The sequence below is a fragment of the Methanobrevibacter sp. 87.7 genome (assembly GCF_002208625.1).
GTDB lineage: Archaea > Methanobacteriota > Methanobacteria > Methanobacteriales > Methanobacteriaceae > Methanarmilla.
Genome location: NZ_MRCT01000012.1, coordinates 1 through 20,746, shown reverse-complemented (window position 1 = coordinate 20,746; position 20,746 = coordinate 1). Strand labels below are relative to the sequence as shown.

The 20,746-nt window shown below is 24.7% G+C and carries 18 protein-coding genes; 5 read left to right on the top strand and 13 right to left on the bottom strand.

What is annotated here, in order from left to right; all coding sequences use genetic code 11:
- Positions 1 to 258: 258 nt before the first annotated feature.
- Positions 259 to 714, bottom strand: a complete 456-nt coding sequence (nikR, locus tag BGI41_RS01330) for a nickel-responsive transcriptional regulator NikR (protein ID WP_088538452.1) — start codon at positions 712 to 714, stop codon at positions 259 to 261.
- 270 nt (positions 715 to 984) lie between these two features.
- Between nikR and BGI41_RS01325 the strand changes: the two genes are divergently transcribed.
- On the top strand, positions 985 to 1,770 hold the full coding sequence (locus tag BGI41_RS01325; RefSeq protein ID WP_088538451.1) for an alpha/beta fold hydrolase: 786 nt from the start codon (positions 985 to 987) through the stop codon (positions 1,768 to 1,770).
- 206 nt (positions 1,771 to 1,976) lie between these two features.
- On the opposite strand, the gene BGI41_RS01320 is transcribed toward BGI41_RS01325, so the two are convergent.
- A complete protein-coding gene (locus BGI41_RS01320; RefSeq protein ID WP_088538450.1) occupies positions 1,977 to 2,447 on the bottom strand; it encodes a hypothetical protein in 471 nt (156 codons plus the stop codon).
- Between the two features lie 185 nt (positions 2,448 to 2,632).
- On the opposite strand from BGI41_RS01320, the gene BGI41_RS01315 reads away from it, so the two are divergent.
- The gene (locus BGI41_RS01315) at positions 2,633 to 3,187 is read left to right on the top strand and encodes a DUF2115 family protein (protein ID WP_088538449.1); all 555 of its coding nucleotides are present in this window, start codon (positions 2,633 to 2,635) and stop codon (positions 3,185 to 3,187) included.
- 241 nt (positions 3,188 to 3,428) lie between these two features.
- Here the strand turns inward: BGI41_RS01315 and BGI41_RS01310 are convergent, their stop codons facing one another.
- The 6 genes from BGI41_RS01310 to BGI41_RS01285 form a co-directional block, all read right to left on the bottom strand.
- Positions 3,429 to 4,922, bottom strand: a complete 1,494-nt coding sequence (locus BGI41_RS01310; protein ID WP_088538448.1) for a glutamate synthase-related protein — start codon at positions 4,920 to 4,922, stop codon at positions 3,429 to 3,431.
- Positions 4,923 to 4,939: 17 nt separating this feature from the next.
- Positions 4,940 to 5,617, bottom strand: coding sequence for a GXGXG domain-containing protein (locus BGI41_RS01305; RefSeq protein ID WP_088538447.1), 678 nt, complete (start codon positions 5,615 to 5,617; stop codon positions 4,940 to 4,942).
- Between the two features lie 56 nt (positions 5,618 to 5,673).
- Positions 5,674 to 6,597: a glutamine amidotransferase gene (locus BGI41_RS01300; RefSeq protein ID WP_088538446.1), complete on the bottom strand. Its 924-nt coding sequence runs from the start codon at positions 6,595 to 6,597 to the stop codon at positions 5,674 to 5,676.
- A complete protein-coding gene (gene pdxT, locus BGI41_RS01295) occupies positions 6,585 to 7,169 on the bottom strand; it encodes a pyridoxal 5'-phosphate synthase glutaminase subunit PdxT (RefSeq protein ID WP_088538445.1) in 585 nt (194 codons plus the stop codon). The genes BGI41_RS01300 and pdxT overlap by 13 nt, the downstream gene beginning before the upstream one ends.
- Positions 7,170 to 7,810: 641 nt before the next feature.
- The gene (locus BGI41_RS01290) at positions 7,811 to 8,281 is read right to left on the bottom strand and encodes a HEAT repeat domain-containing protein (RefSeq protein ID WP_088538444.1); all 471 of its coding nucleotides are present in this window, start codon (positions 8,279 to 8,281) and stop codon (positions 7,811 to 7,813) included.
- Positions 8,282 to 8,593: 312 nt separating this feature from the next.
- Complete coding sequence (locus BGI41_RS01285) at positions 8,594 to 9,103, bottom strand: hypothetical protein (protein ID WP_088538443.1); 510 nt, start codon at positions 9,101 to 9,103, stop codon at positions 8,594 to 8,596.
- A 341-nt stretch (positions 9,104 to 9,444) separates the two neighbouring features.
- Between BGI41_RS01285 and aksF the strand changes: the two genes are divergently transcribed.
- From aksF to BGI41_RS01270, 3 genes are all read left to right on the top strand, one after another.
- Positions 9,445 to 10,455 (top strand): homoisocitrate dehydrogenase, encoded by a 1,011-nt coding sequence (aksF, locus tag BGI41_RS01280; protein WP_088538442.1) that lies wholly within the window; start codon positions 9,445 to 9,447, stop codon positions 10,453 to 10,455.
- A 231-nt stretch (positions 10,456 to 10,686) separates the two neighbouring features.
- On the top strand, positions 10,687 to 12,213 hold the full coding sequence (locus tag BGI41_RS01275) for a class I adenylate-forming enzyme family protein (protein ID WP_088538441.1): 1,527 nt from the start codon (positions 10,687 to 10,689) through the stop codon (positions 12,211 to 12,213).
- A 570-nt stretch (positions 12,214 to 12,783) separates the two neighbouring features.
- Complete coding sequence (locus tag BGI41_RS01270; RefSeq protein ID WP_088538440.1) at positions 12,784 to 15,468, top strand: PEP/pyruvate-binding domain-containing protein; 2,685 nt, start codon at positions 12,784 to 12,786, stop codon at positions 15,466 to 15,468.
- A gap of 232 nt (positions 15,469 to 15,700) precedes the next feature.
- On the opposite strand, the gene argB is transcribed toward BGI41_RS01270, so the two are convergent.
- The 5 genes from argB to BGI41_RS01245 all read right to left on the bottom strand — a co-directional run bounded on the left by argB (position 15,701) and on the right by BGI41_RS01245 (position 20,470).
- Entirely contained in the window at positions 15,701 to 16,582 is an 882-nt protein-coding gene (gene argB / locus BGI41_RS01265; RefSeq protein ID WP_088538439.1) for an acetylglutamate kinase, read from the bottom strand.
- A gap of 162 nt (positions 16,583 to 16,744) precedes the next feature.
- A complete protein-coding gene (locus BGI41_RS01260; RefSeq protein ID WP_088538438.1) occupies positions 16,745 to 17,767 on the bottom strand; it encodes an alcohol dehydrogenase catalytic domain-containing protein in 1,023 nt (340 codons plus the stop codon).
- Positions 17,768 to 17,955: 188 nt separating this feature from the next.
- Entirely contained in the window at positions 17,956 to 18,660 is a 705-nt protein-coding gene (locus tag BGI41_RS01255; RefSeq protein ID WP_088538437.1) for a 2-C-methyl-D-erythritol 4-phosphate cytidylyltransferase, read from the bottom strand.
- A 139-nt stretch (positions 18,661 to 18,799) separates the two neighbouring features.
- On the bottom strand, positions 18,800 to 19,312 hold the full coding sequence (locus tag BGI41_RS01250) for a nitroreductase family protein (RefSeq protein WP_233126289.1): 513 nt from the start codon (positions 19,310 to 19,312) through the stop codon (positions 18,800 to 18,802).
- Between the two features lie 237 nt (positions 19,313 to 19,549).
- A complete protein-coding gene (locus tag BGI41_RS01245; RefSeq protein ID WP_088538435.1) occupies positions 19,550 to 20,470 on the bottom strand; it encodes a manganese-dependent inorganic pyrophosphatase in 921 nt (306 codons plus the stop codon).
- Positions 20,471 to 20,746 lie beyond the last annotated feature (276 nt).

The window sequence follows — 20,746 nt, the reverse complement described above, 5'->3', positions numbered from 1 at the left end:
ATTAAAAATAAGATTAAATAAATAAATAATTTTAAACAATTAAAAAAAGAAACTAAACTAAAAAATTTACTAAACTAAAAAAAATAAGGAAATTAATCATAAAAAAATAAGGAAATTAAATAAAAGTAATAAAAATAATTAAAAATCATATAAAACAAGAAAATATTAAAAATAAAAACTATTAAAACATGATAAAATATTTTAAAGAATAAACTTAAGTTTAAATCTTTAAAAAAAGATTAAAAATAAACTTAAGTACTAACCTTCAAAATGTACATGATCATGATCATGTTCATGTTTATGACTAAAATTCTTACTATTAGCAGTACTAGTAAGTTTAACGTGTTCTACACCTTTAAGTTTCATCATTTTTTCAGTGATTTCACGTATAAGATTTACATCACCATTAACAATGATAACTTCCATACAATATTTTTCAGTCATGTGTACATGCATACTAGCAGTAATAGTTTCTCTGTAAGCATGTTGAATATCTGCTAAATCTTCCATGACTCCAGTATAATGATGATCATAGATTATAGTAATTACACCAATCCTCTCTCCTTCCATTTCATTCATCCATTGATAACGGAGAATATAATCTTGGAGAGCATCTCTAATACCTTTAGAACGAGATTGGTATCCCCTACTTTTTAGAACATCATCAAAATCTTCTAATAATTTTTTAGGTAAAGACATACTAATTCTCATCATCCACAGAACTCCTAAATTTTTTTAAATAAGATTGTTTATACAAAAATATAAACAACTTTATATGTTTTAATTTTAAAATTTGTATTATATAAATTTTATGAAAATTAGCAAAATCAAAAATAAATATTAAAACTTATTTTTAACTTAGAATAGCTAAAAAATAATTATAATAAAATTACATAAATGATAATTAGAATTAAATTATAATATAAGATAATTAATTTTATTATATGTATAAATTAAATTAAATTAAAATAAAAAAGTAATAATATGACAACTATTAATATTAACTCAATTAATATGAACTATAAAATCTCAGGAAATGGATTTCCTGTCGTTTTAATACATGGCCTTTCAGATGATTTAAATTATTGGAGATATTTAACTAAATATTTAGAAAAATATTATAAAGTAATAAGTATGGATTTACGAGGACATGGAAAAACTGATGAAGGAAATGAAAAATATACTATAAATTTAATAAAAGACGATGTTATAAAACTTCTTGAGAAATTAAATATTAATAAATTCCATTTAATAGGTTTTTCACTTGGAGGACAAATATCTCTTAAAATTGCTGTTGAAAATCCAGAACTTATATCAAAATTAATACTTATATCTACTTTACCAAGATCAGATGAATACACAAAGAAAAACTTTAAAATAATGCTTGATTCACTAAATGAAAGTTTTGAATCATTCTATGATACTATGATAAAGTATGTATTACCTGAAGATATAATTAGAGAAAATAAAAATAAATTAGATAACACTAAAATAAATCAAACAAAAACTAAAAATCAAAGAGCAATACTAAAAACCTTAAAAACATGTAATAATTTTGATATTTATAATAAATTACCTGAAATTAAAAATAAAACTTTAATAATTTATGGTGAAGATGAAGAAATTATCTCATATAATAATATTAAAGAACTAGAAAAAATACCAAATTCAAAAATAGTTTCATTTCCTAATACTAAACACAATATATTAATTAAAAGAAACTTCAATGAAGCTAAAAACTTAATAATAAATTTCTTAAATGAAGATTAAAATTAAAATCCTAAAAATGATAATATAAAAACAATAATTATAGTAAAAAACTAAAAACAAAACACACAAGTAAAAAAAACTAAAAAAACATGCATCTATAAAAACAAAATATAAAAAAACTAAAAACAAACAAACAGAAAATAAAAAAAAACAAATAGAAAAATAAAAATAATATAAAAAAAGTGTTATAAAACTAAATAAAGAAATTATTCAGTTAATAAAAGTCTATAATATTGTTCTCCATACTTAAGAATAGGCTTAATAATACCTTTATTTGTTAAAGAAATAATTACATGATACATTCTAAAATCAGATAAACCTAAATCACCATATAAAAGATTTCCTTCTAATTCATATTTAGGAACAATACCATCAACTACAATATTCTTAATAAGTTCAATAGAATCTTGTTCAATTTGATTTAATTCTGCATCAATAACATCTTGTTTTGAATCTACAGTATTTATTTTTTCATCAGTATCAATTAATTTAACACGATTATCCTCAAAATCTATAAGTTTCTTATTTTTAAGACTATTTAAAATTTCATATAATTGATATTCATGTATTTTAAGCTCAATTTTAAGTAAATTTTGAGGAATACCTTCACTATATGATTCATTAAGTTTTTTAACTAAATCTAAAACTTTTCTTTCATTTTTAGTAATTGTAATCATAATAAATAATCCTTAATTTATAAATTAAATAGTAATTATAATAAATTATGATTTTTATTAAATTTAAATATTTATAAAAATTTTAATAATAAAATTAAGTAAATTAAAAGTTTAAACAAAAATATATTATTTTAAAAGACTAAAAATTAAGATTAATTAAATAATAATTTTTAAATGGGAAAAATATGACAATATTTAATGAATTAAGAGAACTTGGAAATAATGAAACTATAAGTAAAAATGATATATTAACCATTATCAAACATTATGCAAGAAAAATGAGATTATATGATGAAATTATTGCCTCAGGATATCTTAAAAAAGAAGGAGAATATATTCAAAAATCATATAGAGAAGAATACCTTAAAGTTACAATAAAATATTTTTTAGGAAGACTTGAAAAAATTAAAAATGATGATAATGATTATCCTAAAAATATTAAAAAAGAAAACTTTTTAAATTCATTAAATATATTAGAAAATCAATATAATGAACAAATGAAAGAAATAGATTCACAAAGTAATAAAACACCATTAATGTATACTATAATATCTATATATACAACATTTATTTTAGAAGAATCTATTCATCCAATTAATACTCCATTCCCTGCAAATCAAAAAATTATATTTAAAAACGGTATTTATTATTGTCCTGTAAAACACAATAATATTAAAAATCCAACTGCATTATGTAAACTTTGTATTGCTCATGAAATTGAAGAGTTAGATAATAAATAATTACTTAAAATAAACTAAATTAAAAATAATACTTAAATAAAAATTTAAATAGCTAAAAACTAAATAAAATAAAATAAATAGCTAAAAAGACACAAAATTTAATAAAAAATAAAAAAACCGACAAAATATAAATAAAAACTATATAAAAACAAAGAAAAAAACAACTAAAAACTAAATAAAAACTAAATAAAAAATTTAAGAAAATAAAAATTAATTAGTTATAAACTAATTAATATTTAATTTAATGTAACCATTCTTTACCAGCCATTGGAACTCCACTTAATGCAGAAGCTTCAAGGGTTAATGCTCTTAAATTTTCTTTTTCTAATTTTGAAAGATGTGTGTTTCCTGCTTGTTGTACTAACATACAAGCTTCATCAGTCATAGCTTTAATATAATTAGCTACTTGTTTTCCTGCTTGTTTAACATTTAATCTATGTCTTAATTCAAGATCTTGAGTTGCAATACCTTTTTTACAAGTACTTGTATGACATTGTTGACATACTCTACAACCAATTGAAATAAGAGCTGCAGTAGCAATATATACAGCATCTGCACCTAAAGCCATAGCTTTAGCAACATCTGCACCAGACCTAATACCTCCAGCAATAACAAGATCAACATCTTCTCTAAGATTAATTTCTCTTAAAGCTTGATCTGCTTCTACAACAGAAGCAAGTGTTGGAATACCAGAATGTTCCATAATAACATCAGGACCAGCACCAGTACCACCTTGCATACCATCTACTACAACTACATCTGCACCAGCTTTTGCTGCAATTTTTACATCACTAGCAACTTTACCTGAAGCAAATTTAACCATAATAGGTACTTTCCAGTCTGTAATTTCTCTTAATTGTGAAATTTTCATTGCAAGATCCTCAGGACCTACAATATCCATATGTCTTGCAGGAGATAATGCATCAGACCCTTCTGGTATCATCCTAATTTTAGCTACATCTGCTGTAACTTTTTCTCCTAAAAGGTGTCCACCCATACCCGATTTTGCTCCTTGACCAATTTTAATTTCAATTGCATCACCTTTATTTAAGGTTTCTGCAGATATTCCAAATCTTCCAGATGCATATTGAGCAATAAGTTTATCTGCAAGATCTCTTTCTTCATGAAGCATTCCACCTTCACCAGTATTAGTTGCAGTACCTGCAAGTGATGAACCTATAGCTAATGCCATTTTAGCTTCTTTACTTAATGCACCAAAAGACATTGCTCCAATCATAATAGGAGTATCAATTTTTAATGGGTTTTCAGCAAATCTACTACCAAGAACAACATCAGTTCCACAAGGTTCACGATATTTATCTAAAGGTGGTCTTGATACTTGTGCAGGAGTAATTACTAAATCATCAAATGTTGGTATTTTCCTTAATGCACCAGTACTTCTAATTTGATATTTTCCAGAGTCAGATTTTCTAACAATTTCCATCATATCTGGATATTTCCAAGATTCCCTATAATCTTCTGGAATAGCTTCAACTTCAATAGCCTTATTTGGACACATTTCCATACAAATTCTACAACCAACACATCTTTCAGGATATACTGCATAAGGTTCACCATCAACTACTTCATAAACATTATGAGGACAGTTATTTACACAGGAGAAACATTTATGACATATTTTTTCGTCCCTGTCATCACACATATACCAACAGCATCCTGGCCTATTAAAACTTCTTTTACAAAGTACTGGACTTCTTTTTACTTTATATGGCATTTTATTTTCCTCCCTTTCTATTTACCATAAATTGGTCTTGCACTTTCTGGTATAATTTTTGTAAATTTGTCATAATCTTCATCATCTAATTCAAAGTCATAATGTTCAAGAATTTCTTTTAATTCTTTTTTATCATCATCAGTAATATCAATAATTATAGCATTTTTACCTAAACTTTGAACATCACCTAAAACAAAGATTTCACCACGAATAATAGATTCTGCTGCATCAGCACCTAAATTACCAAGGATAATCATACGACCACCCATCATAAAGATACCTGTCATGAATCCAGAGTCACCACCAATAATTACAGTTCCTCCTTTCATGATTTCTCCAGTTCTTGAACCTACACCTTTTCTTACTACAACAGTTCCACCATAGATTCCTTGTCCTGCACCATCACCTGCAGAACCATTTACTACGATTTCACCACTAGTCATATTATCTCCTACAAACCATCCTGCATTACCATTAATAGTAATATTACCTTTATCTAACATGGTTCCAGCAAAATAACCTGCAGAACCTTCAATAACAATACTAGTATCATCAACGAGTCCTGCAACAAGATAATGTTCTGCTCCAGGATTTTTAATAATAATTTTATCAAATTTTTTTGCATATTCTTTAATTTTTGAATTTAATTCACGAGGAGTAAGTGAGGATGCATCAATTTCAATTTCATTAGCCATTAAATCACCTTTATACTATTTTAACCTTTTATTTTAATTAATAACTATTTTATTAATTAGATCTCAAATACTCTAACCTCACCAGGATAAATTTGTTCAACTTCACTAGTATCAATTACTTGTCCAAGTGAAACTTCTTCTGAAGCTATTGCAAAGATCTCATCATTTTCTGCCATTACACCAGGTCTTAAACCTAATTTATCTTTAGCAATACCAATACCATTAGGAGTTGCAACAATATAAGAGAATGGACCATCCATATTTTCTACAGATTGTTCTAAAGCTTCTTCTAAGGAGTAACCAGTAGAAATTTTATCTGCAATATAATGAACTAAACATTCAGTATCATTGTTTGTTTCAAATATATGGCCTTTTCTTTCTAAAGCATCTCTAACTTTCCAATAATTAGTAATTTGTCCATTATGTACTAAAGAAACATCTCTTAAAATATATGTTTGAAATGGATGAGCATGATATAAATCTACTCCACTTTCTGTAGAAAATCTTGTATGTCCAATTCCATGAGTTCCTTTAATAGAACGAGTATCATAATTATCTGCAATATCAAGAACAGAACCTACATCTTTAATCATTTGGAAACCATGTTCTCCATTAATAACTACAACTTTATCATCAATTGAATCAACATCTTGAATAAGAGGTTTTAACATGTTAAATTCATCTAATTGAATTTTACATTGATATAAACATGAATTTTCAGTAGTAAACATTAATTTATCAGATTCAATTGGTGAAACCATGTTGATTTCATCTTTAACTGTTCTTAATAATTTTTTACTATTATTTTCAAGTTGAATATTTAAAATATATTCATCATCTTTAAGACCTAAACCACCATATAATGCAAAACCTGCTGAATCAGGCCCTCTATGTTGAAGTGCATTTAACATGTTAGTCATGTCATTACCAATATTATGTAATTTTCCATCTTTATATACAATTCCTGCTATTCCACACACTGTAAAACCTCCTTTAAAAAGTATTCATGAATTCTAGTATCGTCAGTTAACTCTGGATGAAAACTGCAAGCAATATTATGTCCTTGTTTAATAGCTATAACTTGATCATCGAGAGTTGCTAAAACTTTAATATCCTCTTTTGTTTTATCATAACTTGAAATTGCTGGAGCCCTAATGAAAACTCCATTAAAGTCTTCTCCAAGAAACTTAATATTTGATTCAAATGAATTTTTTTGAGATCCGAAAGCATTTCTTTTTACAACAATATCCATTAAACCAAGTAATGGTTGATCAAAATCAATTTTTTTAGCAAGTAAAACCATACCAGCACATGTACCGAAAACAGGTATATTATTTTCTTTAATTACTTTATCAATACCTCTTTCAAAAATGATTTTACCAATAACTGTACTTTCTCCTCCAGAAATAATAACACCATCACAAGATGCTACATCATCAGCATAACGTACATTCTCACATTCTGCATCTATAGCTAAATTTTTTATTGCTTTTTTTGTAATATCGTAATGTTCACTAACTGCACCTTGTAAGTTTAAAATTCCTATTTTCATTCTATATCTCCTTAAATTTTAATAAATAATTATGATAAATATTTGCTTTAATATATAATGTATTAATATTTGTTCTTAATAATTAATATATTTTATTTTAATACATTAAAAATTAAGATTAAAACAATTAAGCAATACTTATAATTTTAAAATAAAATTAAAAATATAAGTTTAATTTTTACTTATAATAAAATCATTTAAAAAAAATTTAGAATGATATAAATTTTTACTTATTTCAATTAGAAAAAGTAACCATAATAATATTTACTTTTATTATATATAAAATAGTCGGAAAACTACTTCCTATTGAATATAAATTTTATATATTCTTTCAGATTATAGTTGAAAATAAAATAAAAATTATAATTAAAATAAAAAAATACATTAAAAATTATATAATATTCAAAAATATTAAAAAAATATTTTTAAAAATATAATAAAAAATAGAAAATAATAATCAAAATTTTAAAAATAAGTTAATAAAATAATTTAAAGTATATTAAAAAACATCAATAATAAAATAAAAACAAGAATAATATACAATAAATATCAATAAAAAAACAAGAAAATAAATTACACACAGTAAAAAAACAGAATTAAACAAAATAAGTTAATAAAGATAAAGGAAAACTAAATTAAATTTAGTTTCCTCTTTCAATATTTGCTATTGCGTTTTTTGCACCTGCTTTAACAAAACCACTTTCATCTTCTAATAAAGCATTTAATGCTTCAAGTGCTTCAGGTTTTTTCATACTTCCTAAAGCCCAAGCAGCTGCACCTCTAACTCTCCAATTTTCATGATCTAAAATTTCAATTAAAGAATCAAATGCAGGTTCACCAATATGAACTAAAGCAGTAGATGCTTCTCTTCTTACAAATTTATTTTTATCTTCCAAAGTATTGATTAATGGTTTTATAGCTTTTTCATTACCAATATAACCTAAAGCTTGAGCAGAGTATCTTCTAATATTTTTATTCCTATTATTTAATGCTTCAATTAATGCATCTAATGATTCTTCTCCTCTAATTTCAAGTTCTCCAAGAGTTGCTTCTCTTTCTAAATCATCTTCAGTTTTTAATGCATTGATTAAGTCTTCAATTGTTTCTACCATTATAACCACCTTTTAATTATAATATTGTTTTTAACAATTTATATAATCTACATATTTCTATATTTTAATTAATATAATATTGTTATATATAATATAAAAATGTTTCGACTATGTACGAACAATATTTATAAGTCTAAATTTAATAATAAAAAACAATTAGATTAAAAAAATCAATAATCTATAAAAAAAATAAAAAAAAACAATTAAAAAAGCAATAAATTAAAAAATAAAGATTAAACTTAGTACATATTTAAAAATAGAATATAAAATAAAAAAATAGTAATTAAAAATAAAAAAATATAAAAAATAAAATTAAATAGGTTTATATCCACTATCATTAATAATATCATTTAATTGTTCTGGAATAGTACGATTTGTAGGATTAGATTTATAATAACCACTATTAACACATAAATCTAAAATATACATCTTATTACCATTTTGACAAAACGTTATATATTCAATAATATCATCAAGATAAGATTTATTAACCATATAAGTATTATTTACCTTATTAACAGAATATGAATAATAATCAGCAGTTACATTGTTTGAAAATTCTTCTTTTTGACTTTCATTAATTCTTTGAATTAATAAATGATAACAATTAGATGAATTAGCAGATTGATTGTCAGTTGTTAGAATAGCATAATTTGATGAATTATTAACAACTTTATAGGTAGATGGTACTGTAAAATTTGAATTATCTACTGTAACTGTATACTTAAGACTATCATCTTCCTGTAATCCTGTAATAATTAAATATATAGATAAAACTATAGTACAAAATACAATAATAAATATTATCTTTCTATAATCCATTTTAACAATATTCCTCTTAAAACTCAATAAATACTGATTATATAATTCATAACCACAAAATTATATAATCATTAAATTTCTTTGTAATTAATAACATATAGTATTTATTATTCTTATAAATATTTATAAACAATTATTAAATTAATAAGAAAAAACTATAAAAAAATAAGTATTTAAGAAAATTTAAGGAAATTAAAGCATATTTAAAAAAAAAAATAAAAATAGAATTATTAATTTAGAAACCTTTAAAAAAATAATGATTAATAAATATCTAATTATAAATATTATATTATTAAATTAAATTATTATTACAAATTAAATCAAGAATATAGTGAAAAAATATGATTAATATAACTACAATTCCTGGAGATGGAATAGGTAAAGAAGTAATGAATGCAAGTTTATATGTACTTGATTACTTTGAATTAAACTTTAATTATACAGAAATGCCTGCTGGAAGAGAATGTTTTGAAAAAAATGGTTCAACAATTCCAGAAGACACTATAAAACAAGCAAAAAAATCAGATGCAACATTATTTGGTGCAATTACATCAACTCCTGGACAAAAAAGTCCAATTGTAACATTAAGAAAAGAATTAAATGTATATGGTAATTTAAGACCAATCAAATCATTTAAAGGAGTAAAATGTCTTTATGATGATGTTGACTTTTTAATAGTACGTGAAAATACAGAAGGATTATATTCACAAGATGAAAAAGTTATTGAAGAAGATGAAAAAGTAATTGCAAATAAAATAATTACAAAAAAAGCATCTAAAAGAATATGTGAACTTGCATTTAAACAAGCAGTAAAAGAAAATAGAAAAAGTGTTGTAGCTTCTCATAAAGCAAATGTTCTTAAAAAAACTGATGGATTATTTAGAGATACTTTTTATGAAGTAGCTAAAGAATATCCAAATATAAAAACTAATGATTATTATGTAGATGCAACCTCAATGTTTATTGTTCAAAATCCACAAATGTTTGATGTTATTGTTGCAGGAAATCTCTATGGAGATATATTATCTGATGAAGCTGCTGGACTTGTAGGTGGACTTGGACTTGCACCAAGTGGAAACATTGGTGATGATAATGGATTATTTGAACCAGTACATGGTTCAGCACCAGATATTGCAGGAAAAAATATATCTAATCCAATAGCAATGTTACTTTCTACAAGTATGATGTTAAAATATCTTAAATATGATTATGAAGGTAATCTCCTTGAAAAAGCATGCAAAGAAGTTTTAAGAAAAGGAAATATTAAAACTCCAGATTTAGGTGGAAACAATAAAACCTATGAAATGGCTGATGCAGTTGTATGCAATCTAAAAGAATTAGAAGGACAATAAAAATATTTATTTTAAAATAAAATCAAATTAATAATGTTTATATAAAACTAATTAAAATCAAAAACTCAAAAATATATTAAACTAAAAAAAACTCAAAAATTTACAATAAACTAAATTAAAAAATAAAAAAATATCTCAAACTAAAATAAAACTAAAAAAAGTCAAATAAAAATTAATCAAACTAAATTATTATCATTTAATTAAAAAAAATCCATAGAAGGAGGGGTTTAAATACTTAATATAACTACATTTTTAGATGCAAATAGTAAACGTCTATCAAAAGATGTTTTTTACTGTCCTGAACGTAATACCAAATACTCTTCAGGAGAAATATTATCAATTATTTCAGAAATTGGAAGAATATTAAAATCCAAAGGTATTAACAAAGGAGATAGGATTTTAATATATTTAAAAAACTGTCCAGAATATTTATTTACAATATTAGCAGGTTGGAGAATAGGTGCAGTTGTAATACCAACTAATAGGATTTTTACTAAATATGAATTAAAATATATGGTTGATAATGCTGATGCAAAACTCATAGTTACAGATGATGATGCAAAAGAAGAAATTGACCATTTAAAAATCAAATCATACATACCAAAACCAGAAGAAATTGAATCATACCGTGAAAAAGAAGTTTTACCTGCTGAAACAACAGATTGGGATGATTTATGTCAACTTCAATATACTTCAGGTACAACTGGTAAACCTAAAGGATCTATGCTTACTCATGGTAATTGGTTTAGTGCAATACATAATGAAACAGATGTACTTTCATTAAAACAAAATGATGTTGCATTAATTATATATCCTATGGCACATGTAGGACTTTCCTGGGCTATTTCTGCTCTTAGTTGTGGAGCATTATACATAATGATGGAACAATATAATATTGATGATTATAGAAGATTATGTGATGAAGAAAGAGTAACCGTACTTGCAGGAATGCCTCCAGTAATACATACATTAACAACTCACCCCGAATATGCTAAACAATTTAATTCAGTACGTGAAATAATATCTGGTGGAGGACCATTACATAAAAAAATATGGAAACAATTCCAACATATCTATGGAATACCAGTTATAAATGCATATGGATTAAGTGAAACAATTGTAATTGGAACAGGTACAGTAATTAGACCAGAAGATTATTATAGTGCAGATAGATTTGAAAGTGTAGGACACCCTGTTTGTTTCTCAGAAGTAAAAATTGTAGATCCTGATGATCCAAATAAAGAAATGGAAAAATATGAACAAGGAGAAATTGCATTACGTGGACCTGCAGTAGCAACTGGATATTGGAAAATGCCAGAAGCTACCAAAAAAGCATTTCTTGATGATGGATGGTTCTTAACTGGAGATATAGGTTACGTAGACCAAGACAATAGACTTTTCATTACAGACCGTAAAAAAGATATGATTGTAATGAGTGGATGGAAAATATACCCTACTGAAGTAGAAGAAGTATTAATTAAACATCCTTCAGTTGAAGATATTGCTGTTTTCTCAATAGATGATTGTCATAGAGGAGAACTTCCTGTTGCAGCTGTAATATGGAAAAAAGATATATACAGTGATGATAAAGAGGAAGAATTAAAAGTAGAACTTGATAAATATGCACGTGAAGAACTTGCAAGATATAAAGTTCCACGTAAATACTTTACAACAAGTACTCTTCCAAGAGTAAATGGTTGGAAATTACTTAGAAGAGAATTAAAAGAAGAATATAATATTTATGCAGACACTAACTAAATTATATTCTTTTTAAATACTTTTTAATATATTAAAAGTTAAAATTAATTTTAAAATTTAATATTTTTGTTATAATAACTATTTTTATAAAACAAAAACTATTATCAGGAAAAACTAATAAAAAAACTATTTTTACATAAAAAACACAAAAAAGCACTAATAAAAAACCATAAAAAACTATTTTTTACTAAAAAATCAAATTCCTAAAAATAATAATAATTACATCTTAAAATATTATATAAATCCGGAAAACCAATTCCTATAAAAACAATGAAAACTAGAAATTACAAGTTTCATATAAATTAGAATAATTAAGATTTTATTAATTAAAATAAGCTATTTATTAAACAAAAGTTAATAAAGAAGAGTTTATAGGAAAAAAATCATTTAAAAATATTTATATAGAAAATATACATTAATCTATAATTAATAATAAAGCTTTGTTGAAATCCTATCTAAAATTTTAATTTATAATAATTTAAAAATTATCGTTTTTCTATAAAGCAAGATAATATATTTTCCAATGAAAATAAGAAAAAATATATTATAAATATTAAGGGAAGTTTTATTATGAGTGCTTTTGATAGAATAAAATCAGGTATACCTGAATTAGATGAAACATTAGATAATATACGTTTAGGCGATAATGTAGTATGGCAAGTTTCTAATTTAGATGAATTCAAGTACTTTTCAGAACCATTTATTAAACAATCATTAGAAGATAATAAAAATTTAATTTATATTAATTTTGGACAACATGAACCACTTATTAATTTAAGTGATGAAGAATTAAAAGAATTAGATGAAGAAAATAAAGATGAAAACAATGAATTTTCAATGATTAAACATAATGGTATTAAAGTATATAGAGTAAATCCAAATGACCTTTTTGAATCATTTACTTTAGAAGTACATAATATTATCACAAAAGAAGGACGAGATGCATTTTACGTATTTGACTGTTTATCTGATCTTCAATCTGCATGGTCTACAGATTTAATGATGGGAAACTTCTTTAAAGTAACATGTCCATACTTATTTTCATTAGACACAGTTGCATATTTCCCAATTATTCGTGGAAAACATTCTTTTGAAGCAATTGCTAAAATTCGTGAAACTACACAACTATTTTTAGATATTTATTCTGATGAAAATAATAATAATCTATATATCCATCCATTGAAAGTATGGAATAGATATTCACAGAAAATGTTTTTAGGACATAAATATGAACCAAAAAATAAAAGTTTAAAAGCATTAACTGATGGAATGGAAGTAAGTACTTTTTATACAATTGTTAATAAAGCATCTGCATATCATAACAAACAAAATACAGATAGTTGGGAACGTTTTTTCCAATTAGCATTATTACAATATGAAAATGGTGAAGATATACATGACAAATGTGACCAAATGTGTAATATGCTTATGACTAAAGAAGAGGATATGGGTGAAAAAGTTAAAAAATATTTTAATGCACCTGATTACTTTACAATATACGACCGTCTTATAGGTAGTGGTATGATTGGAGGTAAAAGCTGTGGTATGTTACTTGCTCGTAAAATAATTGAAAAAGATAGACCAGATATTTACAAACAATTTGAACCTGATGATTCCTTTTTTATAGGATCAGATATGTTTTACACATATATTGTTTCTAATGATTTATGGGATATTCGTGTTGAACAAAGAACAAAAGAAGGATATTATACTGCAGGTAAAAAATTAGAGAAAGGATTAAGAAACGGAAAATTCCCAGAAGAAATTAGAGAAGAATTTAAAAGAATACTTGAATATTTTGGACAAAGCCCAATTATAGTAAGATCAAGTAGTCTTTTAGAAGATGGATTTGGTAATGCATTTGCAGGAAAATATGAATCTATATTCTGTGTAAATAGAGGTAGTTTAGAAGAACGTTTAGAAGCATTTGAAGATGCTGTTAAAAGAGTTTATGCAAGTACAATGAATATATCTGCATTAGATTATAGACGTATTAATGGTCTAGATAATAAAGATGAACAAATGGCATTGCTTGTTCAGAGAGTTTCCGGTTCATACTATGGTGATTACTTCTTCCCAACTGCAGCAGGTGTAGGATTCTCATATAGTCTTTACACACCACTTCCAGATATGAACCATAATACTGGAATGTTAAGACTTGTAATGGGTCTTGGTACTAAAGCAGTAGATAGAACATTAAGAGATTATCCTAGAATCGTTAATTTAGATAAACCAAAAGCAGTTATTGAACCAGATGTTATTGAAAGACATAAACATTCACAGCATTATCTTGATTTACTTGACTTAAAAAATGTTAAAATTGAAGAAATGCCAGTTTTAAATGGTTTAAAAATCATTCCAAAATATGCTCAAAGAGTTTTAATAGAACATGATAATGATGCTGAACGTAGATTCAAAGAAAGAGGTCAAGATAGAGAAGTAGTATTTGTAAACTGTAAAGGTTTAACATATAATGATAAATTAACAAATACAATGAAAGAATTACTTAAAACTTTAGATTCTGCATATAACTATCATGTAGATATTGAATATACTGTTAATGTAGGTGAAAACAACTCTTATGTAATTAACCTATTACAATGTAGACCACTACAAGTATCAACATCAGATGAAACTGTTGAAATTCCAGAAGGAAAAGATGAAGTATACTTCCATATTATTAATGCATCAATGGGTAGATCAAGAAAAGAAGTAATAGATACATTAGTTTATGTAGATCCAAAATTATATTACGAATACCCATATGCTAAGAAAAGTTCAATTGCACCAATTATTGGAAAAATCAATACATACTGTAAAAACAATAATAAAAATGCAATGTTAATAGTTCCTGGAAGACTTGGTACCTCATCACCAGAACTTGGAATTCCAGTTACCTTTGCAGATATAAGTCATTTCTCAGCAATACTTGAAGAATCATATAGTGAAGTTGGATATATTCCAGAATTATCATATGGTAGTCATATGTTCCAAGACCTTGTAGAATCTGATATATACTATGGATCATTATTTGAAGATGAAACAAGACTTGAATATAATAAAGATTTATTTAAAGGATATGACAATAAATTAGAAAAAATAGATTCAAAACTTGATAAAGAAATATATGATATGGTTCAAGTAATTGAATTCTATCAAGGAAAAGAACTTGAATTTTATCATGATATGGAAAATGATGAAAGTATCTGTCTTTTAGATGAAGATACACGTAATACTGAAGTAATTGATAGTTAAATTACTTCAACTTTTCTTTTTTTACTTATAATTAAAATAATACACATAAAACCTTTAAAAACTTCTATTTAACTAAAAAATAAAAAATAACTAAAAAACACTTCAAATCTTCACTTAAAAATAATAAAAAATAGCTAAAAAACACTTATTTAAAATTATAAAAATGCTTTAAATCTGTTAGATAAAATAAATAATCTATAAAAAAAGTAATAAAAGATTTATAAATAAAAGTCTATTTATAAATCATAGTTCCAATGCCACCATCAGTAAATATTTCAAGAAGTATAGAATGAGGTATTCTACCATCAAGAATATGAGCAGATTTAACTCCATTATTAACTGCATTTACACATGTTTCAATTTTTGGAATCATACCTCCAGAAATAATACCTTGATCAATTAAATCAGGAACTTCATCTACATGAATTCTGTGAATTAAACTACTTTCATCATCAGGATCACGTAAAACACCAGGAACATCTGTTAAAATAATAAGTTTTTCAGCTACAACACTTTGAGCTATTTCTCCTGCTGCAGTATCTGCATTAAGATTTAATGTAGAACCATTATCAGAAATTCCAATAGGTGCAATTACAGGAATATAACCATTATCTGTAAACATATCTAAAAGACTATGATTTACACAAGTAACTTCACCAACTAAACCTAAATCAATTTTTTCAGTTTCACCAGTATTTACATCAGTGAAATATTGAACAGATCTTTTTTTAGCATGAATAAGTTCTGAATCTTTTCCAGAAATACCTATACCTTTTCCACCATGAAGATTAATTTGAGAAACAATATTAGTACTAATTTTACCAACAAGAACCATTTTAATAATTTCCATTGTTTCTTCATCAGTTACACGAAGACCTTTAATAAATTTAGGTTTTTTACCTAATCTATCCATAGATCTAGAGATTTCAGGTCCTCCACCATGAACAACAATAGGATCCATACCTACATATTTTAATAAAACTGTATCTCTTGCTGTAGAAGCCATGGATTCATCATCAATCATTGCATGGCCACCATACTTAATTAAAATTTTTTTATTGTGGAATTTTTTAATATAAGGTAATGCTTCCACTAAAATATCAACATTTTCCATAATATCACAAAGAAATAAAAAATAATAAAAATAATAAGGAATTCATAAAGAATTCTATAATAATAAATTCATATATTTATAATTTTAAAGTTCACTATATAAAAAGCTATTTAAAAATTAGAGAAAATTAAAGAAAAATAATAAAAAATAAAAAAATTAATATCATTTATCCCAAAACATGATAGTTTTACCAAAACGTAAATTACTATCCTTATTAAATGCATTATCAACATCATTTAAAGAGTTAACAATAATTACATCACCAACAAGGTTTTCAAGATAAGTTAATAATTTAGGATACTTTTTATATAATTTAAATACATCTAAAAAGTCTTCACGACCACTTCTACTAACACCAAATACATGTAAACCTTTTGATAGAACATCCCTTGTATTAATTGGTACCTTATATTCACTAACTCCTAAAAGACAAATAGTACCTTCAGGTTTTATTAAATCAATTATTTGATTAATAGCATCCTGTGAACCTAATCCTCCAACACATTCAATAGCATGATTAATTCTTAAATCAGATGGAACATCATCAACTAAATAAACACCATCAACAAAAGAAAATAGATTTAATTTATCTTGATGAACACCAAAAATATAAATCTTTGATTTAGGCATTAAAAATTTTAAAATTAAAGCAGTGATATATCCAAGATTACCATCACCCCATATACCAATAGTATCTCTTCTTGAATTTGCAATCTCATTAAATCTTTTAATTGCATGAACACTTACTGAAACAAATTCTGTAAAAGAAGCAACTTTAGGATTAATAAACTCTGGAATTTTAATAAGACGATTACTATCAATTATAACATAATCTTCCATAAATCCATCTAAATCACTAGAACGGAATTTTGATGACTCTAAATAATTTTCAGAAACTAAATCATCAATTTCATAAGGAGTATTTGGTATCATTACAACCATATCACCAGGTTTAAAAGTGTTTGTAAAATCTTTCACAACTTCCCCTATTGCCTCATGAATAAGAGCCATAGGTAATTTTTTAGATAAAGTTTGTGCAGAACGTTTTCCCTGATAATATCTTTGATCAGCATGACAAATTGATAGATACTTAGGTCTAACAATAACTTTATCTTGTGTATCTACATCTACATATACTTCCTCAAATAATCTAGAAGATACTAATCTACACACTGTATTAATCATATAAACACCTTTAAACAATATACTATAATTTTAAACTTAATAAAACATTAAACATTAAAATATTTAAAATATAAGATTTTAAACACTATTAAAGACATTACTATAAAAATATAAGTTCTAAATACCATTAAAAACATTTTAAATAGCTATAAAAATACAAATAGGATTTATAATCATTAAACAAACAACTATAAAACATCCAAAATAGCATTTGCAACTCTTAAATCATAAGCATAAGTAATTTTAATATTTGTTAAATCTCCTTTTACTAAAGATATTTTCTCATTTTTAAGTAAAAATATTTTACAAGCATCAGTTAAAATTTCTTTTTCAGAATCTGTTAACTTATTATACAATTCTTTAAGTTTTAAAATTTTAAAAGACTGTGGAGTTTGACCTTGATATATCATATCCCTTCTTGGAATATTTGAGACAAATTTAGCATCTTTACTTTCAACAATAGTATCTGTTGCAGGAATTACAGTATCACATGCACCATACTCTTCAGCAGCCTTAATATTTTCTTCAATAATTCTATATGTTACAAATGGTCTTACAGAATCATGTGTTAAAATAATATCATCATCAGATAAATCATAATTATCTTCAATATAACTTATAGCAGCCATAATAGTATCATTTCTTAAAGTTCCACCTTCTATAACAACAACATTATCTGCATCAGGAATATATTTTTTAATAAGATTATTAGTATGATTAATCCATTCTTTAGGAGTCAAAACAATAACCTTTTCAAAAGCCTCATTAATATAAAATTTTTCAATAGTATGGATTATAATAGGTTTAGAACCTAATTGTAAAAATTGTTTAGGTTTTTCAGTATTACCCATTCTTGTACCATTTCCACCTGCTAAAATAGCTGCAAATATCAAGCTTAAAATCTCCTTTAAAATTACAATTATTATAAAATTTATTTAATTTAATATATATTATTTATTAAAATAATAAAAAAAGCTAAAAAAATATAAAGATTTAATTTTAAATGAAATAAAAATAAGTTTTTAATAAAAATTATAAAATATATTTAACTTTATCTTTATCAAGCTTATTAAGATCATGTGGATTTTTATTTTCAGAAGGAATACCTAAAGAAAGAATACCTACAATTCTATATTTATCCTCAATTGAAAGAAGATTACGTACAAATTCCTCACTATCTACATCATCTTTAGAAAATCTTAAATGCATTTGAGTCCAACAAGTTCCAATACCAAGATTAACAGCCATTAAATCCATATAAGTAAGTGCAATTGAAGCATCTTCAACCCATGTATCTGCTTTATTACTATCTGCAAAAACTGCAATTGCAGTATTAGCATTAGCTAACATTTTTGAACCTGCAGCTTTAGCATGAGATAATTTCTCAAGCATATCCTTATTTTTTATAACAATAAATTCACAAGGTTTTCTATTTCTACTTGATGGAGCAAGAAGACCTGCATCAATTATTTTCTCAATTTTATCATCAGAAATATCTTCATCCGTATATTTTCGTATACTTCTTCTTTTTAACATTATATCCATTAATTCCATAATTAATAATATAATTACATAATAAATAAAATTTACATAAAAAAGATTTAATTCTAAAAAAATTATAAAAAACAGAATCTAGTAAAAATAGCTAAAAAAAAAATAAAAAAAATAAATAGTAAAAAATATACCTAAAAAAAACTTAAACTAATAAAAATAGCTAAAAAACAATAAATAATAAAAATATTAAAAAATAAAAAAAGTAAATTCAATAAAAATTGAATTTAATTATGCATTTTCAGTCATTATTGGTACAACTTGTTTTTTACGTGATACAACGCCTTTAAGTAATGCAGTGTTATTTTCTAATTTAACACCATAAGCTTTTTCTACAAGACTTGCATCTTTACCAAGAACAATAACTTGAGAATTACTGTTTATAATATCAGTGATTAAAAGCATGAATAAATCTAAATTTTCATCTTCAATGATTTTTTTCATTCCTTCTTCTAATTCATCTTGCATTTCCATAACTTCACTAATATCTGCAGTGTTAACTTGGTTTACAATAGATTTAACATCTTTAAAGTCAAGTTGTTTAGCATCTAAATTTAAAATTTCTTCAATAGAGAAATCAGATAAATCAGTACCTGCTTTTAACATATCTAAACCATAAGTTTCATAATCAACACCTGCAATTTTAGCAAGTTTTTCAACTGCTTTTTTATCATCATCAGTTGTAGTTGGTGATTTAAGAAGTAAAGTATCAGATATAATAGCAGATAACATTAATGCTGCAATATTTTTACTAACTTCAATACCATATTCTTCATAAAGTTTTAATAAAATTGTTTCAGTACACCCTACAGGTTCTGCTCTATAGAATATAGGATATGAAGTGTCTAATGCAATTTTATGATGATCTACAACTTTTTTAATATTTGCATTTTCTAAATTTTCAACAGATTCACTTGGACTATTATGATCTACTAAAATAACATCAGCACCATCTTCAACTTTTTCAATAAGTTCAGGTGCATCAATATCAAAATAATTTAATACATATTCAGTTTCTTTATTTAAATTACCTAATCTGCAAGCAACAGCACCATCATTTCCTAATTCTTTTTCAAAATTAGCCATTACTAAACTTGAGGTAATTGAATCAGTATCTGGACTTTTATGTCCGAAAACATATGTTTTTCCCATATTTTCAATCTCCATATATTTTTAAAATATAAATACTTGTTGAAAATTTCTAAACAATACATCATAAGAAATTATAATTTAATATTAAATCTTTAGATAATTAAGATTTCAACAAAGCTAAAATAATTATAAAGTAATCATAAATTACTATCATTAAAATATTTCTTCATTTAATAATAAATATTTAATCTTTTATAAGCTATTTTTAAAAATAAAATTAAAAAATATTATAATTAAAACTAATAAAACTTAAGCTAAAAACCAAATTAAATATCA